Raw genomic sequence first — 26757 nt, 5'->3', positions numbered from 1 at the left:
GACGGCTCAGGAGATCATTCCACGGTGACGGACTTCGCGAGGTTACGCGGTTTGTCGATGTCGTGGCCGAGGAGCAGCGCCGCGTGGTAGGCCAGCAGCTGCAGCGGAATGGTGAGCAGGATCGGGTCGAGTTCCGGCTCCGAACGCGGGACCACGAACCGCGGCACGTCCAGATCGCCGAAGTCCACGTCGTCGTGGGTGATGGCCAGCACCTGCCCCTTGCGCGCCCTGATCTGCTGCATCGCGGCCAGGTTGCGGTCGGCCAGGTCGTCGGACGGCACGATCGCGACCGTCGGCAGCTCCTCGTCGATCAGCGCGAGCGGACCGTGCTTGAGCTCCGAGGTCTGGTAGGCCTCCGCGTGCCGGTACGAGATCTCCTTGAACTTCTGCGCGCCCTCCCGCGCCACCGGGAACCCACGGACCCGGCCGATGAAGAACAGGCTCCGCGCGTCCGCGCAGATCTTGGCCTGTTCGGCGATCCGGTCCTCCGCCTCGATCACGGCGGCGACCTGCTTCGGCAACGCGCGCAGCGCCGCGACGATGCGCTGTCCGTCCGCGTTGGACAGATCGCGGACGCGGCCAAGCGCCAGCGCGATCATCGCGAACCCGACGGCCATGTTGGTGAGCGCCTTGGTCGAAGCGACCGCGATCTCCGGGCCGGCGTGCAGGTACAGGCCACCGTCGCAGGCCCGCGCGATCGTCGAGCCGACGACGTTCACGAGGCCGACCACCCGGCCGCCCTTGCGCTTGACCTCTTCGACGGCGAACGCGGTGTCGGCGGTCTCGCCGGACTGGCTGACCGCGATGTAGAGGGTGTCCGCCTCGATGATGGGGTTGCGGTAGCGGAACTCGGACGCGGCCTCCGCGTCGGCCGGGACCCGTGCCAGGTCCTCGATCATGGTGGCGCCGATCTGGCCCGCGTAGTACGCCGAACCGCAGCCGAGGATCTTCACCCGCGCGAAACCGCGCAGATCACGGGGAGTCAGGTTCAGACCGTCCAAACGGGACACTCCGAACCGGTCGTCCAGCCGTCCCCGGATCATCCGCTCCAGGCATTCCGGCTGCTCCTGGATCTCCTTGTACATGTAGTGCTTGTGCCCGCCGAGGTCGAGGTCGTCGGCCTGGATGTCGATCGCCGTCGCGGCCTTGCCGGTGTCGCTCTCGTCGACGGTGAAGGTGCGGTAGCCGGTGGCGGAGACGCTGGCGAACTCGCCGTCGTCGAGGTGCACCACCTGCGAGGTGTGCCGGACCAGCGCGGACAGGTCGCTGGCCACGAACATCTCCCGGTCGCCGACGCCGATGATCAGCGGCGAACCGTTCCGCGCGACCACGACCCGGTCGGGGTGCGCGGTGTCGGTGACGGCGATGGCGTAAGTGCCGGTGACGCGGGAGACGGCCTCGACGACCGCGTCTTCCAGTGTCTTCGCACTCGACCGCGCGATCAGGTGGGCGAGCACCTCGGTGTCGGTCTCGGACGACAGCGTCACCCCGGCCTGGGTGAGCTGCTCGCGCAGCGCGTCGGCGTTGTCGATGATCCCGTTGTGCACCACGGAGATCCGGCCGTCCTCGGAGACGTGCGGATGGGCGTTCGCCTCGGTCGCCGGGCCGTGCGTCGCCCACCTCGTGTGTCCGATGCCGACCTTGCCCGCTAGCCGTTTGGGCAGGGCGGCCGTCAGGTTCCGCACCCGCCCCACGATCCGGTGCACCTGGGCGCCTTTACCGCCCAGGACGGAGATCCCGGCGGAGTCGTAGCCGCGGTACTCCAGCCGCGTCAGCCCCTCGATCAGGATCGGGGCGGCGTTCTGGCCGCCGATGTAGCCGACGATTCCGCACATGACGAGTCAACCTCACAAAAGAAAACGGACGGGCGTGGTCCGTCAGCCGTAGACGATGCGGCGCAGTTGCCGCTCGGACAGGTCGGGAGGCGCGACGAGACGACGGCTCAGCTCGCCGGCGATACGGGGGAAGATCTCGGGGTTCTTCCCGCCCTCGGCCTGCAACCGGGCATGCCGCTCCCGGACGTACTGCTCGACCGGCTGCCGGTAGAACGCCAGGACGTCCTCGACGACACGGGCGGCGATGGCCGTCGACAGACCCGTCGACAAGGCCACCTGCTCGACGATGTCCGCGTCCTCCACGGAGCCCATCATGCACATCGTGATACCGAAGCGCCAGTTCTCGCCCGAAATCGGGCAAGAACTGGCGATCAGCGACCCTGGATCGCCCTGACAAGCCCGCCGGTCAGCTCCGCCCGTTCCGCCATCGACTCGACCAGCAGGTACTCGTGATCGGCGTGCGCGCCGCCGCCGACGGCACCGAGCCCGTCGAGGGTCGGGACGCCGACCGCGGCCGTGAGATTGCCGTCGCTCCCGCCGCCGACGGACACCCCGGCGACTCCGGGCAGCAGTCGTTCCGCGGTCGCGAACAGGTCCGCGGCGGCCGACTCGGGCATCGGTGGCCGGTGGATCCCGCCCCGCACCGTGATCTCCGCCCCGCGCAGGCGCGGGGTGAGCGCGGCGAATCCGGCCTCGACCCGCTCCTTCTCCTCGGTGGTCTCGACTCGCACGTCGGCCACGACGGTCGCGGACGCGGGCACGACGTTGCTCGCCGTTCCCGCCGAGGCGACCGTCGGAGTGACGCTGGTCCCGGCCTCGGGCCGGTCGAGCGCGGCGATCGCCAGCACGTGATGCGCGGCTTCGGTCAGCGCGTTCACGCCCGCCTCGGGTTCGAGGCCGGCGTGCGACGCCCGGCCCGTGACGACGACCTCGAACGTGCCGCAGCCCTTGCGGCCGATCTTGAGCCCGCCGCCGTCGGCCGCGCCTTCGAACACGAGCACCGCGCCGCACGCACGGGCGCGTTCCTCGATGAGCGCGCGAGACGCGTGCGAACCCGTTTCCTCGTCGGCCGTCACCAGGATCTCGACGCCGGAGAGGTCGTCGAGCGCGGCCAGCCCGTGGATCGCCTGCACCAGTCCGCCGAGCATGTCGAACACCCCGGGCCCGGTCACCCGGCTGTCGGTCACGGCGAACGGCCGACGCGCCAGGGTACCGATCGGGAACACGGTGTCGTGGTGCCCCAGGACCAGCACGCGGGGTTCACCGCCGCCGGACCACCGGACGTGCGGTCCCGCCGCACTCTCGACCAGGGTCGCCGTTCCGCCGAGACGGGCCTCGACGAGGGCTTTGACCGCTTCGGCCGACGCGGTCAAAGCCTCGATGTCCCCCGAAGGCGACTCGATCTCGACGAGGGTCCTGAGGTCTTCGATCATCGCGTCGACATTCATGCGAATACCTTCTCAGGCGACTCCGGCGGGGGCGGTCTCGTCCTCGCTCAACCGTTCCGTCTTGGTCCAGCTGTTGCGGCGGGCCGCCACGCGGAACAGCGCGCGCCAGGTCGCGACGACACCGAGCACCAGAAAGCCGGGATAGAGCAGGCCGGCGAGCAGACAGCGGTGAAGTGGTTCCTCACCGAGGCGGAGCCGGTGCACGATCGCCCACACGAGACCGGGAACCAGCAACACGGCCACGCCGATCAAGGCCGCCCCGGGCAACGCCGACGGCGGCGCGATCAGCCCACCGAAAGTGACCCCCGACCAGGAGGCCACCAGCGTGCCCACGAACAACAGGGAAACGATCAGCGACAACGGCACGGTCAGCCACGGGGTCACGAGATAGGCGAGGAAATCCAGGAGCCCGACGCTGCCGACATGCCGGGAAGCCAGCAATTCCCGCAAATGCCTCGCACACTGCAGATTGCCCTGTGCCCATCGGGTGCGCTGCCGGAGCAATCGGCGCAGATCGACCAGCCCTTGTTGCGTGACCCACGCCGATTTCACGTAGCGCATCCGGATTCCGGCGACATGCAGGCGCAGTCCGAGTTCCAGATCCTCGACGAGACAGTCCGACCACGGGGCCGGGTCGAAGCGCCACAGCACGCCGAGTCTCGTGAATTGCCCGTTTCCGCCCATTCCGACACTGCCCGCGAGATCGCGCAGACTTTGCGACGCGTCGGCGACCGCACCGAACTCGAGATCCTGGAGCAACGCGAGCACACTGCGCCGATTGTGAATCCGCACCCGGCATTGCACGGCGCCGACTCCCCGGTCGCCGAACACGTCGGCCACCTCGCGCAGCATGCCGGGACTCCCCCGGCCGTCGCCGTCGATGATGCCGACGATCGTCCTCGCCACACTTCCCTCGGCTTCGCACAGCCGGAGGATGTAGCGGTAGCCGGCGTTCAACGCCTCGCCCTTGCCCTTGCGCGCATGCGGGAGATCGCGGCGCAGGACGTGCAGGCGCGGGTCGGTCACCTCGCGGAGGGCGCCGGGTGTGCCGTCGTCCGAGCCGTCGTCGATGACCAGTACACGGACCGGATTCCGTTCCGTACCAAGCGAAAGCGCGTTCCGGACGGTGTTGCCGACGACCCGTTCCTCGTTGAGCGCCGGAATGACGATCCAGAATTCGAGCCCCTTCCCGCGCGCCGCCACGGACCGGCGCGGGCGCCCGGTGCGCCACGCGAAGGCCGCGAGCAGGAGGTTGTGCGCCGGCCACCACAGGAGCAACAACATCATGGTCGCGGCGAAGGCGGGGTTCGCCATCAGTCCTTCAAGCGAAGGTGCAGCGAGCGCGCCATGAGCAGCAGCGCGATCGCCCCGATCACCACCGCGAGCACCGTGCTCACCGTCGCCCCCGCCATCGTCGCGCCGATTCCGAGCGCGGAAACTTTGACCGGGCCCACCGGCACCATCGACATGTCTTTCCTCCCGGCGGAGGTCGCCACAAAACATCTACTCACAGTTTTCACACGGCGAGTAGCGGGTCCCCCTGGTAAGCGATATTCAGCCTTTCGAGTGGGTACGTTACCCCGTTCGTGTTAGCGTTCGAAGGCGTCGATCCCCCGCGAAGGTGACCATCAGTCAGTGATTCTCGCCTCACCCGCGCCCACTCTCTCGTGACTTCGCAGACGAATTCACGCGAACCGATGCACGAACCCGGAAGAAGGACCAGGTGCGTAACGCACAGAACAAAACCGACGTCATGCCCGAAATCTGGCTCGTCGTGGGAACCCGGCCCGAGGCCGTGAAACTGGCTCCGGTGGCCAGGGCGCTGGCTTCCGGCGGACGGATGCGGCCGGTGCTCATCGCGACCGGGCAGCATCCGGAAATGGTGGGCCAGGCGTTGGCGACATTCGGACTGACGGCGGACGAAAACCTGACCTTGAACCGGCGAACGGGTTCCCAGCCGGAACTGCTTTCCGGCGTCCTCGCCGGGCTGGAGGAAGTGGCGGACCGGCGTTCGCCGTCCGCCGTGGTCGTCCAGGGAGACACGACGACCACTCTGGCCGGTGCGCTCGCCGCGTTCTGGCGCCGCGTCCCCGTCGTGCATCTCGAAGCGGGCCTTCGCTCGTTCGATCTCGGCGCGCCGTTCCCCGAGGAACTCAACCGGAAACTGGTGACCCAGGCGGCCGCGCTGCACCTCGCCCCCACCCCCGACGCCGCCGCGAACCTGCGGGCCGAAGGGGTACCCGAAGAGAACGTGCTGGTCGCCGGGAACACCGTCGTCGACGCGATCCTCACGGTGACGGACGGCTCCACCACGGTGCACGATCGGGAATTGGCGGCACTGCTGGAAAACGCCACCCGCGGCACGGTGAAGCTGATGCTGGTCACCCTCCACCGCAGAGAGTCCTGGGGCGAGCCGATGCGGCGGGTCCTGCGCGCGGTGGCCGAACTGATGGCCACGGATCCGGCACTGCGCGTGGTGCTTCCCGCGCACCCGAACCCGGAAGTGCGAAGGTTGGTCCGCGAGGAACTGGCGGACACGCCGGGCGCGCTGATCACCGGCCCGCTGCCCTATCCCGAACTGGCGGCGACCTTGGCCGCCAGCACGCTCGTGCTCTCCGATTCCGGCGGTATCCAGGAAGAGGCCCCCACCTTCGGCGTCCCGGTGCTGGTGCTCCGCGACGTCACCGAGCGGATGGAGGCGGTGAACGCCGGTTGCGCCCTGCTCGTCGGGACGGACCACGACAAGATCGTTTCGACCGCCCGGCGCCTGCTGGACGACCCGGCGGCCCGCACGCGGATGACGAGCAACGGCAACCCCTTCGGCGACGGCGCCGCCGCCGAACGGACCGAGCGGGCCATCGCGCATCTCCTCGGCCTCGCCGCGGATCCGCCCGCTCCCTTCCGGCCCGCCCGCTCGAACGAACCGGCCGAGGTCTGACCCGATGAAGATGGATGACGGCGGGCGGCGCTTTCGCCTGCCCGCTTGGTTCCGGCTGACCGTCGTCGCGGTCGTCGCCGCCACCGTCGCCGTGGTCGTCCTGGTCCAGGTCACCAAGACGGAACCGGTCACGGCGTCACCGGCCGCCACGCCGGTGACGCTCGCCGATCGCCTTCCCGGCGCGGGAAAGGCCGGGATGCCGGGTCCCGGCGGGGATCCGGGCAGGAAGACCCTCGTGCTCTACGACGACGGGCGCAAGCAGGACGGAACCGGTGCCCCGCCGGAAGAGGTCCGGACGGCCGAGGCGTACGCGATGTTCACCGCGAATCTCGTTTCCCGTGGCACCGCTTGGGAAATGCGGCCCGCCGCCGACTACCGGCCGCGGCAGCTGGAGGCGTTCCAGTCGGTCGTGTACCTCGGCTCGGTCTCCGACGCGGCACTGCCGAAGGCGTTCCTCGACGACGTCGCGGCCATCCGCGCCCCCGTGGTCTGGATCGGCGCCAACATCTGGCAGCTGCGAACCGGCCCGGGGTGGCGCACGGAGGGGTATCGCGACGACAACCCCACCACCATCACCTACAAGGGCACTCCCCTGCGCCGCGATCCCCGGTCGGGTACCGGGGTCGTCGCGATCGACGTCCGCGACCGGACGCGGGTCCAGATCCTGGCCGAGGCGAGCGCTCCCGGTGGCACACCCTCGCCATGGGCCGTCCGATCAGGACATTTGACCTATGTGGCCGAGGTGCCGTACGCCTACGCCGACGCACGGGACCGCTACCTCGCCGCGGCCGACATCCTGCTGGGTGTCCTGTCGCCGCAGGCACCGGACCGGCACCGCGCGTTGATCCGGCTCGAAGACGTCGGCCCGCGGACGAAACCGGAAGAGCTCCGCCGGGTCACGGACTTCCCGATCCAGGAGAAGATCCCGTTCTCCCTCGCGGTCTATCCGTACTACTCCGATCCTCAGGGCCGGGCCAACGACGGCAACCCGACCTCCGCGCGGTTGGTGGACTCGCCGGAACTGGTCGCCGTGCTCAAGGACTCCGTCCAAGCGGGCGCGACGCTGGTCATGCACGGCTACAGCCATCAGAGCGACAGCGGCCCGAATCCCTACGACGGCGTGAGCGCGAGCGACTTCGAGTTCTACAGGTCCAGTGTGGACGGTGACGGCGTCGTGCGTTTGGACGGCCCGATGCCCGGGGATTCGGCGCGGTGGTTCGACGAACGCGTCGCGACCGGCCTGGGTGAGTTCCGGCGAGTGGGTCTCCCGGAGCCGACGATGTTCGAGTTCCCGCACTACGGCGGGTCCGCCGTGGACTACCAGCAGGTCAGCGGGATCTTCCAGGCCCGATACGACCGCGGCAGCTACTACGCGGGCTTCTGTCCCGGTGGCCGTTGCGGTTCGACGGCCACCGCGACGACGGAGCAGGTGTACGGCCAGTTCTTCCCGTATCCGGTGCGCGACGTCTACGGCGCGAACGTCGTCCCCGAGAACATCGGCAACGTGGCGCCCGTCGCGTTCAACCAGCACGCCTCCCGCACCGCCGTCGACATGCTCGCCGACGCCCAGAGTGCGCTCGTCGTCCGCGACAACGTCGCCAGCCTCTTCTACCACCCGTTCCTCGGCGAGAGCGGCCTGCGGGATCTGGTGAACTCGTTACGGGCGCTGGGATACCGGTTCGCGAAACCGACCGAGATCCTCGACGGCTGAGCAGAGGAGTTCCTCGGCGCAGCGGCTCGCCCGCGCAGGAGCACTCACGGGTCAGGACTTCGGTGTCGCGAGCGTGGTGGGCCGGGCGCGGCCCCGCAAGACGACGTCCTCCGTCGCCTTCCACTTCGCGGCCTCGTCCTCGGCGGCGGATTCGATCGCCGTCCACGAAGCGAGCAACCGGGCTTCGACGTTCTTCGCCAGTTCGGTCAGCCGGGCGGCTTCGTTGACCGGGTCGCCGATCACCGTGTACTCGAACCGCCGCGGGTCGCCGACGTTGCCGGCGACCACCTCACCCGTCGCCACCCCGATCCCGGCCGGGCATTCGGGTACCTCCGCCGCCAGCCTGCGCGAGATCGCCCGGCCCGCGGACAGTGCGAGGGTCGCGTGGTCGGCCAGCCGCACCGGTGCGCCGAAGATCGCCAGCGCGGCGTCACCGACGAACTTGTTGACCAGCCCGTGGTTGCGGTCGACCTCGTCGACCACCACCGCGAAGAACCGGTTGAGCAGGCCGACGACCTCCTCGGGCGGGCGGCTCGCGGCCAGCGCGGTCGACCCGATCAGGTCGACGAACAACACCGACACCGTCCGCACCGTGCCGCCGAGTTCGGCCGACGTGCGCATCGCCTCGCTCGCGACGTCCTCGCCGACATGCCTGCCGAACAGGTCACGCAAACGTTCGCGTTCGGCGAGGCCGACGGCCATCCCGTTGAAACCCGCCTGCAGCAGACCGAGTTCGGTGCCGTCGTAGACCGGGATCTCCACGGCGAAGTCACCGGCCCGGACCCGGCCGAGCGCGTGCTGCACCGACCGGATCGGGTTCACCACGGCCCGGGCGGTGAACACGGTCACCAGCAGCCCGAAGACCAGCACGACGAGGCCGAGCGCGATGACCGAGATGGCGAGCTTCGTGGTCGACACGTCGCCTCGCACCCACGCCAGCACCGCCGTGACCACCAGGCCGGCCACCGGCACCCCGGTGCCGAGGCACCAGAACAGCAGCATCCGCAGATTGACCCCGCCGCTGAGCGGCCGGTCCGGCGAGGTGCCCGCGAGGGCGAGGGCCGCGTACGGCCGCAGGATGAACTCCCCGGCCAGGTAGGCGATCGCGCAGACGACCACCCCCGCGAAGGCGACCACGAGCAGTTCGGTGAGCACGACCCGCGGCTGCACCAGCGCGGCCAGCACACCGAAGACGACGGTCGCGATGCCCCACAGCACGGCCTGGACCAGCGTCAGCCGCAACGGGACGCGGAGGCTGGCCGCGCGCTCCTCGTCGCTCGGCGTCCGGCCGTCGGCGGCCCAGCGCAGGGTCCGCAGCGCGCCGCGAGTGCCCCACAGCGCGCCCACGACGACGGCGGAGACCACGTAGACGGGGACCGCGATCGCGGTCACGCGGACGAGTTCGCCGGACATGCCGGGAGCGGGCATGAGCAGCGCCGCCAGCCCGACCACGACCAGCGCGCCGATGACGTTGGTCGCGATCAGCGTCCCGGTGAGCAGTCCCTGGACGCGGCGGCGCAACACGGCCGAATCCTGGTCGAGCGGGCCGAGCAGCCAGGAGCCGAACGGCCCCTGCCCGCGGCCCCGAACAGAGGAGTCGTTGTCTGGTCGCACCCGTGTCCCGCCGTTCACCCCGGTTTGAGTGAACGACTGTACACCGAATTGGGCTCGGCCGTCAGCGGACGGTGCCGGAGCCGATCAGTGTCGTGGCGTCGAGTTCGGTCACGCCCTCGGCCCGCAGGGAATCGAGGTAGCGCTCACGCACCTGCTCGACGACGCCGGGATCGAGGTCGTCGAGCAGTCCCCGGAACCCGGAGCCGATGATGACCAGCCAAGCGACCTCGGGTGTCATCTCCAGTCGCAGCTCGTTCACCACGACGTCCACATCGGACAGATTCCGCTCGGAAAGCCAATCTCCGTAAGGGCCTGCCTGGTCGATGCGGTCGATCAAACCCGGCTCGCGTTCGGGCGGCGGCGCGGAATCCGTCACCGCCGCCACCGCGCGGCCGAGATGGCGACCCGCCGCCACCATCGACCCGCCGCGCCAGATCGTGAACACGGCCCGGCCGCCCGGCCGAGCCCGGCCGATCAGCCGCTCGGTGCCGTCCGTCATGTCGGGGAAGAAGAAGATGCCGAGCGCGGACTGCACGACGTCGTAGCCGCCGGTGCCCCATGCCGTCGCGTCGGCCTCGTGGGCGCGCAACTGCGGCAGATCGGCCGAAAGGCGGCGCAGTTCGCCGATCATCGGCCCCGAGAGGTCGATCGCGTCCACCACGCCCGTGGCACCGACAGCGCGCGCCGCGGGAATCGCCGACGCCCCGGTGCCGCAGCAGGCGTCCAGGACGCGGTCTCCTTCACCGAGCCCGGCCGCCGCCACCGTGGCGGCGCCGATCGGCTCCCAGAGATGCCGCCCGAGCGCGGCGAAATCGGCGGCGGCCGCGTCGAAGGCCCGCTGGGTTCCCACTTTGCGAGAAGACATGCCGCGACGATAGCCGTTTCGCGCCCCGTGCGAACCCGGCTGCGACGGACGGAGGCCGCGGGAACGTCCATCCAGTGGGCGAATCGCGCACCGTCGCGGCCCTAGCGTGGCCGGTATGAGGAAAACGTTGCTCGCGCTGCTCGGCGCGGCCGCCATCTCGGGTGCGATCGCCAACCCCGCATCGGCGAGCACGCAGGAGACCAGGGAATTCGTCGGGCACGGGTCGAGCGACTTCGGCCTCGCGCTCTTCCACGCCCGCCACGACGCCAGGACCCAGGCGGAACGGGCCGGGTTCACCGACTGCGAGGAGTACTACAAGGTGGTCATCTCGCCCTATTCGGCGACGGTCTTCTGGCGCTGCACGCGCTGAGAGCGATCCGGCCCCACTTCTGTCCTATGTGGACCTGCACTCGCGTGGGAAGGCATGTCGCGAAAGCCACTTTCGCGACGTCAGATGTCCCGAAAGTGGCTTTCGAGACACGCCCACCACGCCCAAAGCGGTCAGTAGCGCCCGGCGGTCAACGTNCGCCCCGCGCCCCCCCCCCCCGCCGCCCGCCGTTGGGCCCCCCGCCCCGGGCCCCCCCCCCACACCAGCGCCGGGCCCGGACCGTGCGGGGAAGGCGCGCTCACCTCTCGGCCTCCCGCACCACCAGCGAAAGGGCGGCGGTGCCGTCGAAAAGCGCCCGTGAGCGGGCCGCGATCCCGGCGTCCCTTGCGGCGAGGGCGGACGCGACGTCCTCCACCCGCCGGGAGCGCCGCAGCTCCGGCATCAAGGCCCGAAGCGGCGCGACCCGGTAACCGGCCAGCCGCAGTTGCTGCACGATCCGCGCGTCCCGCACCTGGGCAGGCGTGTACCGCCGCGTCCCCCGCCGATCGCGGCCGGGGACGACGAGCCGTTCCGTGTCCCAGTGCCGCAGCGTCGACGGGCGCACACCGAGCGCCGACGCGAGCTCGGAGACGCTCATCGAGTCCGACCCGCGTACGTCTTCGATCGGTTCGTGCGAGATCACCCGGACCGCTTCCCTGGCTTCCCTGAGATCCGCGCGTTCGGCGTCGAGCCCGGCGTGGGCGGCGTCGAGGAGCGCGAGCACCTCGGGCAGCGGATCCCGGTGCACGGCGCGGACGATCTTCTTGGCCTCGACCGGCCCCACCCCGGCGGCGAGCGCGCGGTAGGCCTGCGCGGACCGGAGGTGGATCTCCCCGTAGCTCCGGTAACCCGAGGCCGTCCGCGACGCCGCCGGGAGCACGCCGTCGCGTTCGAGGTTGCGCACCTGCTGGACGGAGCACCCCGCCAGGCGCGCGACCTCCGCCGTGCGCATCGATTTGAGACTTGACACCCTTCACTCCGTCGAAAACCCGCTCGAACCCTCCACAAGCACTTTAATGCCACGCTTGAGCACATGACCATCGAAGAGATCATCGGCCTCGTCTCGGGCCTCGACGGCGTGCTGACCCTCACCCCCAGGCCCGGCGACGAATGGCCGGAACTCAGCTGGGGCGACGCGTTCTTCTACTACTCCCCCGACGGTGTCGTCCCGACGAACGTCCAGCCGTTCGCGACGATCGTGACCAAGAACTACCCCGGCGACGAGAGCTCGCGGCTGGACCGGCCGGACACGTTCCGCGTGAACATCCACGCCGGTAAGAAGGAGTTCAACCGGCAGCTCGGCCAGGACCCCGCCGCCGCTGACACCCTGGTCGCCCACCCCGTGTACGGCACCGCGGGCTGGCTGGCGGTGGTCAACCCGGCGTCGAACACCGAGACGGCCACCCGCGAGCTGCTCGAAACGGCCTATCGGCTGGCTCGCGCCCGTTACGAGCGGCGGGCGGACTCCTCGCGCGGCCGGTAGACCGAATATCGTGGGGCGGTGGGCCGGAACCTTCAACCCCGCGAGCGGCTCAGGCCGGTCGACCTGGCGCGCGAGCACGGTCTGTCCACCCAAGCCGTCCGCAATTACGAGGCGGACGGCATCCTCCCCGCCGCCGAACGCGGTCCGCAGGGCTATCGCGCCTACACGCCACTGCACGCGCGAGCCCTGCGCGCGTTCCTCGCCCTCGTACCAGGGCACGGCCACGCGACGGCGTCGTCGATCATGCGCGCGGTCAACCAGGACGCGGTCGAGGAGGCTCTCCGGCTCATCGACGAAAGCCACGCGCAGCTGCTCGACGACCGCCGCACCCTCCAGGACGTCGCGGCCGCGATCCGCGATCTCGAACCCGTGGCGCAGGAGCGGGGTGAGATGTTCGTCGGCCCGCTGGCGCGGAAGCTCGGCGTCCAGCCCGCCACGCTGCGCGAATGGGAACGAGCGGGCCTGCTACGGCCCGGACGCGACCCGAAGACGGGCTATCGCGTCTACAGCGCGGCCGACGTGCGCGACGCGAAACTGACGCATCAGCTCAGGCGCGGCGGCTACCTCCTGGAGCGCATCGCGCCGGTGCTCGACCAGGTCCGGTCGGCGGGCGGGGTCGTCCCGCTGGAGTCGGCGCTGCGCGACTGGCACTCGCGTCTCTCGGCGAGGGGACGCGCCCTGCTCTCCGGCGCCGCCGCGCTCGAGAGCTACCTCGACATGGCACTTTTGCGCCAATGACACTTCCGCGCAATTGATTACGCGGGCAATTCACGTTTTCCGCATACGAAAGTAGGTCCGCGATCACGGATCCTACTTTCGGCGCTACGGCATGCCGTACGGGCGCTCGTACTGTGCGTGACGTCGAGATGAACCGCCCGGTCCCCTGCGCTTTCCGAACATATTCCGGCGGTTCGTCGTTCCCTCCTTATCGAAGGAAATTCGCATGCGAATTCGCGGACCCGTCATGCTCACCCTGCTGAGCGTCTGTGCCGGAATCGGAGCGCTCGCCGTGCCGGCGACCGCCGCGCCGGTCACCGCCTACGACCAGACGATGCTCGAGACCCTCGCCGCCCAGCTCAAGGTCAGCCCGCTTCAGGCCGCCCAGAAGCTGGACCACGAGAAGAACCTGATCGCGTCGCTGGAGAGCATCAGAACGCGCGGTCTCCACACGGACGGCGCGTACTTCGACGACGCCGGCGCCCTCGTGGTGAACGCCGACGCCGCCTCCGCCAAGGAGCTCCGCTCGGCCGGGCTCACCCCGCGCACCGCCGCCCGCGGCGAGAACGCGCTGAACGCCCTGTCCGCCAAGGTCGGCACGGTGATCGGCAAGGACGTCGGCCAGGTGCAGGCCTGGGGTCCGGAACTCGCGGCCGACCAGGTCGTCGTCACCGTGCAGCCGGGTGCCGACAGCGCCCTCGTCCGCCGCCTCACGGCACTGCCGGGCGTGTCGGTCCAGACCGGCGTCGCCAACGGGAACACCACGCAGGCCGACGTCATCCCCGGCCAGATCATGGACCTCGTCCCCGGCACCAACTGCTCGCTCGGTTTCCCCGGCACCACCAGCAACGGCAACAACGTGATGCTCACCGCCGGGCACTGCGTCGAAGGCAACCCCGACATCCTCAACCGCAGCGGCGTCCACATCGGCCGCGGTGTCGCCACCCAGTTCCCGTCGGCCGACATGGGCCTGATGGACATCGACGCCGAGGACACCGGCCGCGGCTACGTCGACACCCGCATGGGCACCACGGTGCGGATCACCGGCAGCTCGAAGGCGCCGGTCGGCACCACGCTGTGCAAGGCGGGCAACACCACCGGCTGGACCTGCGGAAAGATCACCGCGTACAACCAGACCGTCCGCTACAGCGGCGAAAGCGTCGCCACCACCGGCCTGGCCAAGTCGACCGTCTGCACCGAGGGCGGCGACAGCGGCGGCGCCTACATCGCGGGCAACACCGCGCAGGGCATGACCTCCGGCGGCCCCGCCGACGGCCACGACTGCGGCTGGAACCAGGGCGCCAACGCCACGGGTTCGTACTCCTACTACCAGCCCGTCGTGGACGCGGCGAACAAGTACGGGGTCACGCTGACCCGTTCCTGACGCACTGAGCGCGATGACCGGGGAGCGCCCGCTCCCCGGTCATCGTCGTCTACCGGGAGCTCAGGATCTGCTCACGCAGGATGTCCGCGTGACCGCCGTGCTGGGCGAGTTCACGCAGCACGTGCAGGTACACCCATCGCAGCGGAAGCGGGCCGCGCCGGTTGCCGTGGAGCAGGTCGTCCAGTTCGAGAGCGGCCGCCGCCTTGCGCGACGCCTCGCAGGCTTCGCGGTACGCCTGCCGCACGGAGTCGATCGTGTCCTCCTCGGCGAGGATGAACGATTCGTCCGGTGTCTCGGGAAGGCCGATCTCGGTCCGCGGGCGGCAGGTGACGGCTTCCACGAACCACACCTTCTCCACGAAGGTCGCGTGCTTAACCAGGCCGAGCAGGGTCGTCCGGGAGGGGACGAGCGACCGGCGGGCCTCTTCCTCGGTCAGGCCTTCCAGTGACTTGTCGAGGACACGACGGTGTTCGTCGAGGAAGACCTCGAACTGCTCGCGGAACGGGTGGTTGAGGACTTCCAGGGTGGACATGGGGGAAGCATCGCAAAGGTTCTCGATCTTGGGCAACTACTTCAAGAACGCGACCAGTTCGGCGCTCACGAACTCCGGATTCTCCTCGGCGAGCCAATGTCCCGCCCTCGGCACCTCCACGGCGCGGGCCAGGTTCGCGACGCGGGGCGCGAGGGTGGCCTTCTGCGGTTCGAGCAGACCTTCCGCGGTCATCAGCAGGGTGGGAGTCGTGATCGGTTTCGCGCCGGCGTTCGCGGTCGCGTCCTGCCCGAGCGTGCGGTAGAGCTCGAAACCGCCGTGCAGGACCTCCGGCCTCGTGTAGGTGCGGGCGTACTCGTCGATCTCGGCGTCGTCGAACGGCGACGGCACTCCTGGCCCGCCGAAGGCCGTCCCGGAGTAGGCGACCTGCGGGTAGAACAGGGACAGGTATTCGCGGACGTCGTCGCCGACGACGGCTTCGGGAACCGTCTTCTGCGAGTGGAAGGCGATGTGCCAGCTCAGATTCCGGTAGGCGGTCGCGTCGAGCGCGGGGCCCGGCAGCGGCAGATCGAGGTACGCGAGTTTGGTGATGTCGCCAGGGAATTGCGCCGCGTACTGGAAGGCGACCGCGGCGCCGAGATCGTGCCCGGCGATCCGGGCGTCGCGCAGGCCCAGTCGTCCGGCGACGAGGCCGTGCACATAGCGGGCGAGGGTCGCCTTGTCGTAGCTGGGCGGCGAGCCGGCGCTGTCGCCGAGTCCGGGCAGGTCGAGGGCGTACACCGTGAAGTGCTCGGCCAGCGCGGGCATGACCCGGTGCCAGCCGTACCAAGTCTGCGGCCAGCCGTGCAGCAGGACGAGCGGGGCGCCCTTGCCGCCGGTGACGTAGTGCATCTTCACGCCGTCGACGTCGGCGAACTCGTGCCGGAACTGACTCGCGAAAGCCGTGTCGCCGCGGGTGACGTTCTCGTAGGGCGGGGCGGCGGCCGGGGGCGGACCGCAGGCCGTCAGCAGGACGAGGGCCACGACGAACGCGGCGGCTCGGTGGAACATGGGGATCTCCGTTTCAGCGCCCGGTGGCGCCATCGATCAGTTCGCGCAGGATGTCGGCGTGTCCCGCGTGCCGTGCGGTCTCTTCGATCAGGTGGGTCAGCGTCCAGCGCCGTGATCCCCGGCGGGGCCCGGTCGCGGCGAGGTCGTCCCAGGAAGCGATCTCGGTGTTCGCCTCGGCGACGGTTTCCCGGTAGGCGGCCAGAATCGACGCCGTCGTGTCGTCCGGGCCCGGCCGGAACGTCGCCTTCCAGTCGGTGACGCGGTGGCCGAGCAGCCAGTGGCGTTCGACGTGGGTCAAATGCTTGACCAGGCCCAGCAGATTCGTGCCGGACGGCACGCCGGGGGCGCGGGCCCGGTCTTCCGGCACCCCTTCGGCCTTGGCCATGACCGCGGTCCGGAGATAGTCGAGGAATCCGGCGAGGACGTCTTTCTCCCCGGCGCCCGTCGAAGGCGGCCCGGCGTCGCGTTTGCGGCTCATCGGCCTGCCCGCCGGAGCACCAGGACGTGGTCGACGACCATCGCGGTCCGGCCCGCCGGGCCGGTGGCCAGGCGTTCCGCCGCCTCCGCGCGGTCGATCGACCAGCCCGCCGGGTCGAGCTGCAATCCGGCCGCCACCTCGGCAGGAGTGGGGTATTGGGCGTCCTGGTCCCACGACCAGGGCGCGGCGGAGCCGTGGTCGACGACGACCAGCCGCCCGCCGGGGTTCACCGACCCCGCGGCGGTGCGCAGGACGCGGGCGCGGTCCAGCTCGAACGGTGTGTGGAAGTACTGCGCCGACACCAGATCGAAGGTGCCGCCGGGGAAGTCCTCGGCGAGATCGACGCGGAGCGCCGTGATCGGCCCGCCGCGTTCCCGGAGCGAGCGCACGGCCGCTCCGGAGATGTCGACCGCGGTCACCCGCCAGCCTCGGGCGGCCAGCCACACCGCGTCTCCCCCGCCACCACAGCCGAGGTCGAGCGCGGTGCCCGGCGTCAGCGGGCCCGCGATCTCGGCCAGTCTCGCGTTCACCTTCGGCGTTTCGGCGGCGCGCCGTTCGTAGAGTTCGTCCCAGAATTCCGTCGCGTTCATGATCGCCACCCTCGCCTCAGCGCAGCCGATTTGGCACGAAAACTTGCCGACCTGGCAAGATCGGCGACATGGACGAGACGGACGAGGTACTGGACGCGGTCGGCCCCCGCCTGCGGGCGCTGCGCAAACGCCGGGGCCTGACCCTGGCCGAGCTGTCGGCGACGACCGGGATCTCGGAAAGCACCTTGTCGCGGCTGGAAAGCGGCGGCAGGCGGCCGACGCTGGAGCTACTGCTGCCGCTGGCCCGCGTGCACGGCGTGCCGCTCGACGACCTCGTCGGCGCTCCCCGGACCGGTGATCCGCGCATCCACCTCCAGCCGATCCACCGCCACGGCATGACGTTCCTGCCGCTCACCCGGCGCGCCGGCGGGGTGCAGGCGTTCAAGATGCTCATCCCCAGCAGGGCCGAACCGGCGGAACCCACGCCGCAGACCCACGGCGGCTACGAATGGGTGTATGTCCTCAATGGACGGTTGCGGCTGGTGGTCGGCGACCGCGACATGGTCCTGCCACCCGGCGAGGCCGCCGAGTTCGACACCGCGCTGCCGCATTGGCTCGGTTCGGCCGACGGGAAGGCCGTCGAAACCCTGGTCCTTTTCGGACCGCAGGGGGAACGCGCGCACGTGCGGGCTCGCTAAAGCCAATCGTGCTCGCGGGCGTACCTGGCGGCTTCGTGCCGGGTCTGCGTCTGGGTCTTCTGCATCGCGTTCGAGAGGTAATTCCGCACCGTGCCCTGCGCGAGGTGGAGCTGCGCGGCGATCTCGGCGACGGAATAGCCCTCCCCGGTCACCCGCAGCACCTCCAGTTCCCGCTCGGTGAGGGGGCAGTCGTCGACGACGGCGAGCGCGGAGACGTCCGGGTCGATCCAGCGTTTGCCCTGGTGCAGGGCGCCGATGACGAAAGTGATGTGCGACGGCTCGGCGGCCTTACTCACGAAGCCCTGGACGCCGAGTTTGAGGGCCTTGCGGAGCACCCCGGGTTTCGCGTGCCGGGTCAGCATGAGGATGACCTGGTTCGGCCGGGTGCGGCGGATCTCCGCGACCGCGCCCAGCCCGTCCACCCCAGGCATTTCGAGGTCGATGACGAGCACGTCGGGCTCGTGCCGCAAGGTGGCCTCGACGGCCTCTTCGCCGTTCTCCGCCTCGGCGAGGACGGTGATCTCGCCTTCGAGCGGGAGCAACGCCGCCATCGCCTTGCGCAGCAGGGCTTCGTCGTCGGCGAGCACGACCGTGGTCATCGTCCCTCCCGGGCGGGGAACGACGCGGCCGTCACGAACTGCCCGTCTTCCTGTTGCACCGTCAGTTCACCACCGTCCGCGACGACACGTTGTTCGAGCGCGGCCAGCCCGCGTAGTTCGGGCAGCGGCGCTCGCTGGGCACCGTCGTTGACGATACTGATGCTCCATTCCGACAGCGTGATCCGCACGCGGCTCGCCTGCGCGTGGCGCAGGATGTTGGTCGTGGTCTCGCGCAGCACCTGGCCGAGCAGCCTGCCCGCCGCCGGATCGACGTCCGCCTCCCGGTTGACGCGCACGCGGATCCCCGCGGCCTCGAAGAGGTTCCTCGCGTTCTCCAGTTCGGCGGAGAGGTTGAGCCGGCGCTGGGCGTAGGCGAGTTCCTTCGTCTGGGTGATCGTGTCGGCCACGAGCGCGTGGATCTCCCCGAGTTCCTGTTTCGCCCGCTCGGCGTCGATGTCCACCAGCTTCCTGGCGAGCGCGGTCTTGAGCTTCACCACGTGCAGCGTGTGGCCCTGGATGTCGTGCAGATCGCTCGCGAACCGGACGCGTTCCCGGATCACGGCCAATTCCGCCTCCCGCTCACGCGACTCTTCCAGCTCCTTGACGACGTCGTAGAACCGCTTGTTGGGGAACATTAGGCCGAGCACGACGGCCGTGATCGCCGCCGGGACGAACACGAAGCCGGTCAGCTCACCGGAGACGTCCTCGTGCGAGACCAGCGGCCTCAGCGCCCCCACCGCCGCGATGTACGCGACCAGCGCGACGGCCGCCGCGATCCGGTGCCGGGGCAACTGGGGGACGACCAGGGAACCCACGAGGAAGACGCCGAAGAACGACGAACTCCCGCCTGCCACCAGCACCGAGAACGGCCACACGGCCGCCGAAACGACCAGGCACGGGATCGCCACCCGCAGGACCTCGCCCGCCGCCCACCGTACGAAGGCGACCATGGCCGCCAGCACGCCCGCGCTCAGGACGACCGCGTGCCACCAGGTCCGCGCGTCGGACGCGACCACGATCACCCCGCCGACGACGAGCAGCGGGAAGAACATGGTGAGGTTGAGCCGGCGCAGCTTTCCCTTCGCCGGCTCGGTGTCCACAGCAGACATGAGCCCAGTATCGGCCCTGCGCGAAGGCGGGCACCAGTGACACTGCGTCATACCCGTTCGTGACGTGAGCACACTGGCCGGGCCGCGGCCGGGCGGCTGGAATCAGGGCATGACTTCGACAGCAATCGACGTTGACCGCCTGAACCTGAAGTACGGCGACTTCCACGCCGTGAAGGATCTGTCCTTCCAGGTCCGGCAGGGCGAGTTCTACGCCCTGCTCGGCACGAACGGCGCCGGGAAGACCTCGACCCTGGAAACCCTGGAAGGACACCGGAATCCGACGTCGGGCACGGTGCGGGTGCTGGGGAAGAGCCCGAGGGACCGCGTCGCCGTCCGCCCCGAAATGGGCATCATGCTGCAGGAGAGCGGTTTCTCACCGGATCTGACGGTGAGGGAATCGATCCGCCTCATCGGGAGCCTGACGCGGCGCACGGACCGGTTCGAACGGGTGCTCGGCATCGTGGACCTGACCCGCAAGGCCGACACGAAGGTGTCGCAGCTTTCCGGGGGTGAGAAGCGGCGGCTCGACTTCGCGACCGCGGTGTACGGCTCGCCGCGGCTGGTGTTCCTCGACGAGCCGACGACCGGTCTGGACATCCAGTCCAGGGACGCGCTGTGGGACGCGGTCGACAAACTCCGCGAGGACGGTTCGACCATCGTTCTCACCACGCATTACCTCGAAGAGGCCCAGCAGCGCGCCGACCGCATCGGCCTGATGCACCGGGGCACCTTCCACCGGGAGGGCACGGTCTCCGAACTCACGCGGACGCTGCCCGCCGTGATCCGGTTCGCCCTGCCGCCTTCGGCCCCCGCGCTGCCGCTGCAGGGCAGGACCGAACACGACGGGAAGTTCGTCATCGAGACCTTCGGCCTGCAGAAGGATCTGCATGTCCTGCTGGGGTGGGCGCAGGACAACGCCATCGAACTACGGGATCTCGAAGCGGGCCCGACCCGGCTCGACGACGTGTTCCGCGCCATCGACAACGACTAGCCACAAAGGACTCTCTCATGCTTTCGATAGCCCGCAGCGAGCTGATCCAGATCTTCCGGAACCGCTCGGTCCTGATCACCAGCTTCGTGATGCCGCTGGCCATCTCCGCGTTCTTCGTCTACCAGCACGAGGTCTTCGCCAAGATCGGCAGCCTCGGATACATCGCGGCGATCGTGATGTTCACCGTCTGCGCGTTCGGCCTCTACACCAGCGCGGTGACCACACTGGCCTCGCGACGGCAGAACCTCTTCCTCAAGCGCTTGCGCTCCACGGCGGCGGGTGACGCGTCGATCCTGGTCGGCCTGGTGCTGCCGGTCACCGTCATCTCGCTCGTCCAGGTGGCGGTGATCATGATCGTGCTGGGCTCGATCACCGGAACGCCCGCCGACGTCGCCCTGCTGGTGGTGGCGGTGCTCGCCAGCGTCGCCATGATGATCGGCCTCGGCCTGGCCACCGCCGGCCTGACCAACTCCCCCGAACACGCCCAGGTCACCACCTTGCCGGTCAGTCTCGGTGTGATCGCCGTCGCCAGCTGGGTCGGCATCTCCGGCACCGACGAGCTGACCCTGGTCAAAAGGCTGCTGCCCGGAGGCTCGGCGACGGAACTCGCCGTCAACGCCTGGAACGGCGGCGTGGCCATTGCCGACTCGCTACTCCTGCTCGCCCCGACGCTGGCGTGGGTCGTCGTCGCCGTCGTCCTGGCGACGCGGCTCTTCCGCTGGGAGCCGCGCCGATGACCGTCCGAAGTGGAATGAAACTACTTCCCGTTCTGGTCGCGGTCTTGGTGACCACAGCGGCCCCGGCGGTAGCGTCGGCCTCACCTGCGCCGAAATGGGGACCGTGCCCGGAAGAGGCGGCGGGCCTCAGCCTGGAATGCGGCACGATCCAGGTACCGCTGGACTACCGCGATCCCGGCGGGAAGACCATCGAGATCGCGATCTCCCGGCTGGCGAGCACCAAACCGGAGAAGCGCCGCGGCGTACTGCTGACGAACACCGGTGGCCCCGGTGGCGAAGGGCTGGCCTATCCGGCCACGCTCAAGAAGCTGAACATCCCGCAGGCGGTGCTGGACGCCTACGACGTCATCGGCATGGACCCGCGCGGCGTCCACAACAGCACGCCGGTGACGTGCGGGCTGTCCCTCGCGGAGCATCCGACCAACATCCCGAGATACGCCCGGAATTCGGCCGACGTCACGAGCGAGGCGCAGCGGGTCGCCGCCGTCGCCGCGAAATGCGGTTCCTCGGCGACCGCCCCGCTCCTGCCGTACATGACGACCGCCAACACCGCCCGCGACATGGACCGGGTGCGCGAGGCGCTCGGCGAGCGGAAGGTGAACTACTTCGGCATCTCGTACGGCACCTACCTCGGCTCGGTGTACACGTCGTTGTTCCCCGAGCGCAGCGACCGGTTCCTGATCGACAGCGCGACCGGCCCAGGCGGCTGGGACGCCTCCTTCTCTCGCCTGTTCGGCCAAGCGTCGAAGACCGCTTCCCGGACTTCGCGAAGTTCGCCGCCTCGAAACCCGAATACGGCCTGGGCCGGACGCCGGCGCAAGTGACGGCGAAGTACTTCGAGCTCGCCGCGCGACTGGACCGGACACCGAGCCCGGACGGCTACAACGGCCAGGTGTTCCGCCACGTCACGTTCGCCGATCTCTACTACGACAGCAAGCTGCCGCACCTGGCCGAGACCTGGCGCGCGCTCGACACCGGGAAGCCCGTCCCGACGCCTTTGTCCGGTGCGGGCTACCCGCCGGACAACTACATCGCGAGTCAGCTGCACGTGATCTGCAACGACTCCGACTGGCCGGAAGACGTCGGCACGTATCGACGCAACGTCGCCATCGACCGGTTCCGCCATCCGCTGTTCGGCGCGGCGGCCGCGGACATCACCCCGTGCGCGTTCTGGCCGTCCGAACCGATCGAACCGCCCGTGAAGATCACCGGCCGCGGCCCGTCGAACGTCCTGATCGTGCAGAACCTCCGCGACCCCGCCACACCGCTGGCAGGAGCACGGACGCTGCGTCAAGCGTTCGGCGACCGCGCCAGGATGGTCACCGCCGACCAGGGCGGGCATCTGGCGTACCTGTTCAAGGACAACAAGTGCGCGAACGACCTGGCCACGGAGTTCCTGGTCACCGGGGCACGGCCGCGGCACGATCTCGCCTGCTGATCCGTCACGAGCGGCACACCCGGTCCGCGGGGAGTTCGCCGCCGAGCAGGTAGTCCCGCACCGCCGCGTCGACGCACGCGTCACCCTTCAAGAACACCGAGTGGCGGTACGCGCCTTCCAGCGTCACCATGCGCGATCCGGCGAGCACCCTGCGCATGGCGAGTTGCCCGGCGTAGGGCGTCGCCGGGTCGCCGGTCGAGCCGAGGAGCAACGCCGGTGAGCCGTTGTGGATCCGGGTGGCGGGTTCGGCGGGCGTCACGGGCCAGAACGCGCACGGCGTGATGTTGCGGGCCAGCGGGCCGAACAGTGGCTCGGCCTGCCGATGCGACTGGATGTCCCGGTAGTACTCCGCCGGCGCGCGGGAAGCCGCGCGATCCGCGCAGACGACCGGCGTCCCGGCCCGGTCGGTCGCGGCGCCGGATCCGGTCGTCAAACCGTCGAGGAGTTCGTTCAACGACGGCGAAGGCGTCACGGGACGGCCCGCCGCGGCATCGCGGAGTGTCCGCACGGTGGCGGCGAACTCGGCCTGCGACGCGGGCCTGTCGTCGTAGAGGTGCGCGAAGAACAGATACGGCGCCAGATGACCGTCCAGTGTGTACTTTCCGACCCGGAACGGCCGCCGCTCCGCCGCTCGCGCGATGTCCCGCACGGTCTGCTCGCCCAGCTCCCGGCCCGCGGCGGACTTCGCCCAGTTCTTCAGCGCGGCGTCGAGCGCCGGGGCGGTCGACCGGAGCAGGCCCGGCCCGAACACGCCGGGATCGACCGCGGAGTCGAGCACGAACCGGTCGGCCCGCGAACCGAACATCTGGAGATAGACCGCGCCAAGATAGGTCCCGTAGGAAGCGCCGATGTACGAGATCTTCCGCTCGCCGAGCGCGGCACGCACGACGTCCATGTCCCGCGCGGTGTTGCGGGTCGACGCGGCCCGCAGAAGCTCGTGGTCGTTGCCCGAGCAGCCGCGCGCCAGCTCCTTCGCGAAGGCCACGCTCTCACGGAACGACCTGGCGTCCGGCCCGGCCGACCGCGCGAACGTGTCGGTGTGCCAAGCGCACCGCAGCGGTGAACTACGCCCGACGAACCGGGGATCCATGCCGACGAGGTCGTACCGCGCGGCGATCTCCGGCATCGACGGCCCGGCCAGGACCAGCTCCATCGCGGGCCCGCCGGGTCCGCCCGGATTGAGCAGCACCACGCCGCGGCGGCGCGCCGGATCGGTGGCCTTGATCCGTGACAGCGCGATGGTGATCTCGCGGCCCTCCGGGCGCCGGTAGTCGACCGGCACGACGACCTCGCCGCATTGCGCGCCGGCCTTGTCCAGTTCCGCGCCGAGCCGGTCGCCGGGGCCGGTCGTGCAGCCGTGCCAGGTGATCGGCGCGGCTGGTGGCGTCGGCGCCTCCGCCGCGGCGGGCGTCGCCGGGGTCAGCGCGGCGGCGATGACGAGGGCCGCCACGATGGCTTTTTTGTCGGGCAACCCGGACTCCTTGATGTCGAACGGAATGTGTGCGTTCAGGCTAGGAGCCGGACCCGTGCGCGGACGTCCGTCTGGAGTCGGACGCGGCTAGCGCGCTGGAGGGTTTTCGGCGCGTTGAAAGACCGGCGCCCCGGACCGGAACAGAACGTTCCCGCCCGGGGCGACCCCCAGTCCGACGTCTCAGCGGTCGCGTTCCTTGGCGAACAAGGACTTCGACCACACATACCCGACCGCCGAGAGCAGGACGCACCAGCCGATCGCGAACCAGCCGCTGCTGCCGATCGGCGTGCCGAGCAGCAGTCCGCGAAGGGTTTCGATGACCGGCGTGAACGGCTGGTAGTCGGCGAACCAGCGCAGCCACGCGGGCATCGAGTCGGTGGGCACGAACCCGCTGCCGAGGAACGGCAGCAGCATGAAGATCAGCGGCGTGTTGCTGGCCGTCTCCACGCTCTTGGCCGCCAGGCCCAGCGCCACCGAAAGCCAGGTGAGCGCGAGGGCCAGCAGCAACAGCAGGCCGGCGACCGCGAACCATTCGCCGACTCCCGCCGTCGGCGAGAAGCCGACGAGCAGCGTGACCCCGAAGACCACGGCGAGGGCGATCGTCGTCTGGATGAGCGCGCCGACGACGTGCCCGGTCAGTACCGACGCCTTGCTGATCGCCATCGTGCGGAACCGCGCGATGATGCCTTCGGTCATGTCCGTCGCCACGGAGATCGCGGTGCCGAGCGCGGCACTGCACACGGTCACGAGGAGGATGGCCGGCGTGACATAGCCGACGTATTCGGCTCTGCCGCCTCCGCCGCCGAGGCCGTTCCCGAGCGTGCCGCCGAAAACGTAGACGAACAGCAGCAGGAACACGATCGGCTGGCCGATCAGCATGATGGTGAGCGACGGATACCGTTGCATATGCCGGATGTTGCGGCGCAGCATGGTCGCCGAGTCGCGCATCGAAAGGGACAGGGTGCTCATCGGGCCATCTCCTTGGTGGCGTCGGTCCGGTGACCGGTGAGGCTGAGGAACACGTCGTCGAGATCCGGCGTGTGCACGGTGAGGCTGTCGACGGCGACGGATTCGGCTTCGAGGCGGTCCAGCACGGCGCGAAGATCGGCGACGGTGCCGTCAGTCGGCACGCGGAGCGCAAGCGCGTCTTCGTCCGAAGTGGACACTCGAAGCACGCGGGTCGCGTCACGCAGCGAGACCGTGTCGGGGAACTTCAGCTGCATGTGCCCGCCGGGCACGCGTCGCTTCAGCTCGTCGGGTGTGCCCAGCGCGACGATCCGGCCGCCGTCGAGGACGGCGACGCGGTCCGCGAGCTGATCGGCCTCCTCCAGGTACTGCGTGGTGAGGAAGATCGTCACGCCACTGTCGACGAGGTCCCGGACGATCTGCCACATCGTGCGGCGGCTGCGCGGGTCGAGGCCGGTGGTCGGTTCGTCGAGGAAGATGACCTTCGGGTCGCCGATCAACGTCATCGCCAGGTCGAGTTTGCGGCGCATGCCACCGGAGAAGGTGGACGGCGTCTTCTTCGCCGCGTCGGACAGTTCGAACCGTTCCAGGAGTTCGGCGGCGCGCTTGCGCCCCGCCCGGCGCGGCAGATGGTGCAGATCCGCCATGAGGAACAGGTTCTCCTCGCCGGTGAGGAGGTTGTCGACGGCGGAGAACTGGCCGGTGAGGCCGATGGCGGCGCGGACGCCGTCCGGGTCGGTGCCGAGGTCGGCTCCGGCGATGGTCGCCGCACCGGCGTCCGGAGTGACCAAAGTGGACAGGATGTTGACCGTGGTGGTCTTGCCCGCGCCGTTGGGGCCGAGCAGCGAGAAGACGGTGCCCGCCGGGACGTGCAGATCGATACCGTCCAGGACGACCTTGTCGCCGTAGAATTTACGCAGTCCGGTGGCGGAGATGGCCGGGTTTCTCATCGGGGATCCCCTTCAGGAACGGTGGACGACGATGTCGCCGACGGAGGTGCCGGCGTGGACCTCGACCTTGTCGGTCGCGTCGCCGGGCGCGGTGGCGGCGGCCATGTCGTTGATGACACGGCCGAACCGGGTGTTCACGTCGAGCCAGGCCGCGCTGCCCTCGCGGATGCCGACCTCGATGTCGCCCAGCGACGTCTCGAGGGTGAGTGTGCCCCTGGCCGCGTCGAGTACGCGGACGGAACCGTTGGCGGTCTTGGCTTCGACGCCGCTTTCGGCCTTGTCGACGGTGATGTCGCCGTTGGCCGAACGGATGCGGATCGAATCGGCGACGGCGCCGATCGTGGTGGCACCGTTGGAGTTCTTGACCACCGCGGTGCCGTCGATCCGGCCGACGTGCACCCGGCCGGAGCTCGTGCTGATGTCGGCGTTCCCGTCGGCGTGCTCGACGACGATGTTCCCGGACGCGGAGTGCAGTTTCAGCTCCCCGGCCTGGTCGAGGTGGATGTGCCCGGTCCCGGACCGGTAGCGGCAGCCGGCGATCCGCCCGGTCACGGTCAGGTCGCCGAGCCCGGTGCTGCCCTGCACCCGGGAACCGGCGGGCAGTTCGATGGTCACGTCGATCGACCTCGTCCGGTTGGAGAAGTCGAGCAGGCGCATCTTCGGCGCGCGGACGGTCAGGGTGCCGCCGGAGAATTCGACGACGGTCCGCTTCGCGGCGTCGACGTCGGATTCGCTGTTCTCGTCGAGCGGCGCCACTTCGACGACCGTGTCGGCGCGGTCGCCGGCGACGATGCGGACGTTGCCGACGACCGGCTCGAGGTCCGCGAGAATGGGTTCCGGGGTGGCGAAAGAAGGCATGGTTGTCCCCTCGAAGGTGGTGTGATCGGT

27 protein-coding genes and 1 pseudogene are annotated in these 26757 nt (G+C 69.8%); 10 read left to right on the top strand and 18 right to left on the bottom strand.

The features are described from left to right. Positions 1-14 precede the first annotated feature (14 nt). Genes glmS through ACXIZN_RS06375 form a run of 5 tightly spaced genes read right to left on the bottom strand, consistent with a single transcriptional unit; the run spans position 15 to position 4752 of the window. A complete protein-coding gene (gene glmS / locus ACXIZN_RS06395) occupies positions 15-1835 on the bottom strand; it encodes a glutamine--fructose-6-phosphate transaminase (isomerizing) (protein ID WP_457953061.1) in 1821 nt (606 codons plus the stop codon). Positions 1836-1877: 42 nt separating this feature from the next. Then, entirely contained in the window at positions 1878-2150 is a 273-nt protein-coding gene (locus tag ACXIZN_RS06390; RefSeq protein ID WP_378342058.1) for an HU family DNA-binding protein, read from the bottom strand. 56 nt (positions 2151-2206) lie between these two features. Next, entirely contained in the window at positions 2207-3283 is a 1077-nt protein-coding gene (locus ACXIZN_RS06385; RefSeq protein WP_457953060.1) for a M20 family metallopeptidase, read from the bottom strand. Between the two features lie 12 nt (positions 3284-3295). Continuing rightward, on the bottom strand, positions 3296-4597 hold the full coding sequence (locus ACXIZN_RS06380) for a glycosyltransferase family 2 protein (RefSeq protein ID WP_457953059.1): 1302 nt from the start codon (positions 4595-4597) through the stop codon (positions 3296-3298). Next, positions 4597-4752, bottom strand: coding sequence for a hypothetical protein (locus ACXIZN_RS06375; RefSeq protein WP_167373570.1), 156 nt, complete (start codon positions 4750-4752; stop codon positions 4597-4599). Before ACXIZN_RS06375 ends, ACXIZN_RS06380 begins: the two co-directional genes overlap by 1 nt. A 254-nt stretch (positions 4753-5006) precedes the next feature. On the opposite strand from ACXIZN_RS06375, the gene wecB reads away from it, so the two are divergent. After that, positions 5007-6221, top strand: coding sequence for a non-hydrolyzing UDP-N-acetylglucosamine 2-epimerase (gene wecB / locus ACXIZN_RS06370; RefSeq protein WP_457953058.1), 1215 nt, complete (start codon positions 5007-5009; stop codon positions 6219-6221). A gap of 4 nt (positions 6222-6225) precedes the next feature. Then, the gene (locus ACXIZN_RS06365; protein ID WP_457953057.1) at positions 6226-7932 is read left to right on the top strand and encodes a DUF2334 domain-containing protein; all 1707 of its coding nucleotides are present in this window, start codon (positions 6226-6228) and stop codon (positions 7930-7932) included. 51 nt (positions 7933-7983) lie between these two features. Here the strand turns inward: ACXIZN_RS06365 and ACXIZN_RS06360 are convergent, their stop codons facing one another. Beyond that, complete coding sequence (locus tag ACXIZN_RS06360; RefSeq protein WP_457953056.1) at positions 7984-9546, bottom strand: adenylate/guanylate cyclase domain-containing protein; 1563 nt, start codon at positions 9544-9546, stop codon at positions 7984-7986. A gap of 61 nt (positions 9547-9607) precedes the next feature. After that, a complete protein-coding gene (locus ACXIZN_RS06355; protein WP_457953055.1) occupies positions 9608-10411 on the bottom strand; it encodes a class I SAM-dependent methyltransferase in 804 nt (267 codons plus the stop codon). A gap of 115 nt (positions 10412-10526) precedes the next feature. On the opposite strand from ACXIZN_RS06355, the gene ACXIZN_RS06350 reads away from it, so the two are divergent. Then, entirely contained in the window at positions 10527-10781 is a 255-nt protein-coding gene (locus ACXIZN_RS06350) for a hypothetical protein (RefSeq protein WP_457953054.1), read from the top strand. A gap of 256 nt (positions 10782-11037) precedes the next feature. Here the strand turns inward: ACXIZN_RS06350 and ACXIZN_RS06345 are convergent, their stop codons facing one another. Beyond that, positions 11038-11748: a MerR family transcriptional regulator gene (locus ACXIZN_RS06345; RefSeq protein WP_457953052.1), complete on the bottom strand. Its 711-nt coding sequence runs from the start codon at positions 11746-11748 to the stop codon at positions 11038-11040. Positions 11749-11811: 63 nt separating this feature from the next. On the opposite strand from ACXIZN_RS06345, the gene ACXIZN_RS06340 reads away from it, so the two are divergent. The 3 genes from ACXIZN_RS06340 (at position 11812) to ACXIZN_RS06330 (ending at position 14362) form a co-directional block, all read left to right on the top strand. Next, positions 11812-12261: a DUF6194 family protein gene (locus ACXIZN_RS06340; RefSeq protein ID WP_457953051.1), complete on the top strand. Its 450-nt coding sequence runs from the start codon at positions 11812-11814 to the stop codon at positions 12259-12261. Between the two features lie 18 nt (positions 12262-12279). Further along, positions 12280-12999, top strand: coding sequence for a TioE family transcriptional regulator (locus ACXIZN_RS06335; RefSeq protein ID WP_457953049.1), 720 nt, complete (start codon positions 12280-12282; stop codon positions 12997-12999). A 205-nt stretch (positions 13000-13204) separates the two neighbouring features. Beyond that, a complete protein-coding gene (locus ACXIZN_RS06330) occupies positions 13205-14362 on the top strand; it encodes a S1 family peptidase (RefSeq protein ID WP_457953047.1) in 1158 nt (385 codons plus the stop codon). Between the two features lie 49 nt (positions 14363-14411). On the opposite strand, the gene ACXIZN_RS06325 is transcribed toward ACXIZN_RS06330, so the two are convergent. Genes ACXIZN_RS06325 through ACXIZN_RS06310 form a run of 4 tightly spaced genes read right to left on the bottom strand, consistent with a single transcriptional unit; the run spans position 14412 to position 16970 of the window. Further along, the gene (locus ACXIZN_RS06325; protein WP_457953046.1) at positions 14412-14894 is read right to left on the bottom strand and encodes a DinB family protein; all 483 of its coding nucleotides are present in this window, start codon (positions 14892-14894) and stop codon (positions 14412-14414) included. A 36-nt stretch (positions 14895-14930) separates the two neighbouring features. Continuing rightward, on the bottom strand, positions 14931-15902 hold the full coding sequence (locus tag ACXIZN_RS06320; RefSeq protein WP_457953045.1) for an alpha/beta fold hydrolase: 972 nt from the start codon (positions 15900-15902) through the stop codon (positions 14931-14933). A 13-nt stretch (positions 15903-15915) separates the two neighbouring features. Further along, positions 15916-16380, bottom strand: coding sequence for a DinB family protein (locus tag ACXIZN_RS06315; protein ID WP_457953044.1), 465 nt, complete (start codon positions 16378-16380; stop codon positions 15916-15918). After that, positions 16377-16970, bottom strand: a complete 594-nt coding sequence (locus ACXIZN_RS06310) for a class I SAM-dependent methyltransferase (protein ID WP_457953042.1) — start codon at positions 16968-16970, stop codon at positions 16377-16379. The genes ACXIZN_RS06315 and ACXIZN_RS06310 overlap by 4 nt, the downstream gene beginning before the upstream one ends. 68 nt (positions 16971-17038) lie before the next feature. On the opposite strand from ACXIZN_RS06310, the gene ACXIZN_RS06305 reads away from it, so the two are divergent. Further along, positions 17039-17608 (top strand): helix-turn-helix domain-containing protein, encoded by a 570-nt coding sequence (locus ACXIZN_RS06305; RefSeq protein WP_457953041.1) that lies wholly within the window; start codon positions 17039-17041, stop codon positions 17606-17608. Here ACXIZN_RS06305 and ACXIZN_RS06300 read toward each other — a convergent pair. After that, positions 17605-18207: a response regulator transcription factor gene (locus ACXIZN_RS06300; protein WP_034323874.1), complete on the bottom strand. Its 603-nt coding sequence runs from the start codon at positions 18205-18207 to the stop codon at positions 17605-17607. The two genes, ACXIZN_RS06305 and ACXIZN_RS06300, sit on opposite strands and share 4 nt — an antisense overlap. After that, the gene (locus ACXIZN_RS06295; RefSeq protein WP_457960462.1) at positions 18204-19307 is read right to left on the bottom strand and encodes a sensor histidine kinase; all 1104 of its coding nucleotides are present in this window, start codon (positions 19305-19307) and stop codon (positions 18204-18206) included. The genes ACXIZN_RS06300 and ACXIZN_RS06295 overlap by 4 nt, the downstream gene beginning before the upstream one ends. A 118-nt stretch (positions 19308-19425) precedes the next feature. Here ACXIZN_RS06295 and ACXIZN_RS06290 point away from each other — a divergent pair, with 118 nt between their 5' ends. The 3 genes and pseudogenes from ACXIZN_RS06290 (at position 19426) to ACXIZN_RS06280 (ending at position 22482) form a co-directional block, all read left to right on the top strand. After that, entirely contained in the window at positions 19426-20307 is an 882-nt protein-coding gene (locus ACXIZN_RS06290; protein ID WP_457953039.1) for an ABC transporter ATP-binding protein, read from the top strand. Between the two features lie 17 nt (positions 20308-20324). Next, complete coding sequence (locus ACXIZN_RS06285; RefSeq protein ID WP_219150765.1) at positions 20325-21044, top strand: ABC transporter permease; 720 nt, start codon at positions 20325-20327, stop codon at positions 21042-21044. After that, positions 21041-22482, top strand: a pseudogene (locus ACXIZN_RS06280) (alpha/beta hydrolase). The gene ACXIZN_RS06285 and the pseudogene ACXIZN_RS06280 overlap by 4 nt, the downstream one beginning before the upstream one ends. 4 nt (positions 22483-22486) lie before the next feature. On the opposite strand, the gene ACXIZN_RS06275 reads toward ACXIZN_RS06280, so the two are convergent. The 4 genes from ACXIZN_RS06275 to ACXIZN_RS06260 all read right to left on the bottom strand — a co-directional run bounded on the left by ACXIZN_RS06275 (position 22487) and on the right by ACXIZN_RS06260 (position 26727). Next, positions 22487-23953 carry an alpha/beta hydrolase gene (locus tag ACXIZN_RS06275; protein WP_457953038.1) on the bottom strand — a complete coding sequence of 489 codons (1467 nt, stop codon included), beginning with the start codon at positions 23951-23953 and terminating at the stop codon, positions 22487-22489. Between the two features lie 180 nt (positions 23954-24133). Continuing rightward, on the bottom strand, positions 24134-24922 hold the full coding sequence (locus ACXIZN_RS06270; protein WP_457953037.1) for an ABC transporter permease: 789 nt from the start codon (positions 24920-24922) through the stop codon (positions 24134-24136). Further along, positions 24919-25869, bottom strand: coding sequence for an ATP-binding cassette domain-containing protein (locus tag ACXIZN_RS06265; RefSeq protein ID WP_457953036.1), 951 nt, complete (start codon positions 25867-25869; stop codon positions 24919-24921). The genes ACXIZN_RS06270 and ACXIZN_RS06265 overlap by 4 nt, the downstream gene beginning before the upstream one ends. 12 nt (positions 25870-25881) lie before the next feature. Continuing rightward, entirely contained in the window at positions 25882-26727 is an 846-nt protein-coding gene (locus ACXIZN_RS06260) for a DUF4097 family beta strand repeat-containing protein (protein ID WP_457953035.1), read from the bottom strand. Positions 26728-26757: the final 30 nt, after the last annotated feature.

Source organism: Amycolatopsis sp. TRM77291 (assembly GCF_054166285.1).
The sequence above is the reverse complement of the archived record's forward strand: the minus strand, read 5'-3'. Positions and strand labels throughout refer to the sequence as shown.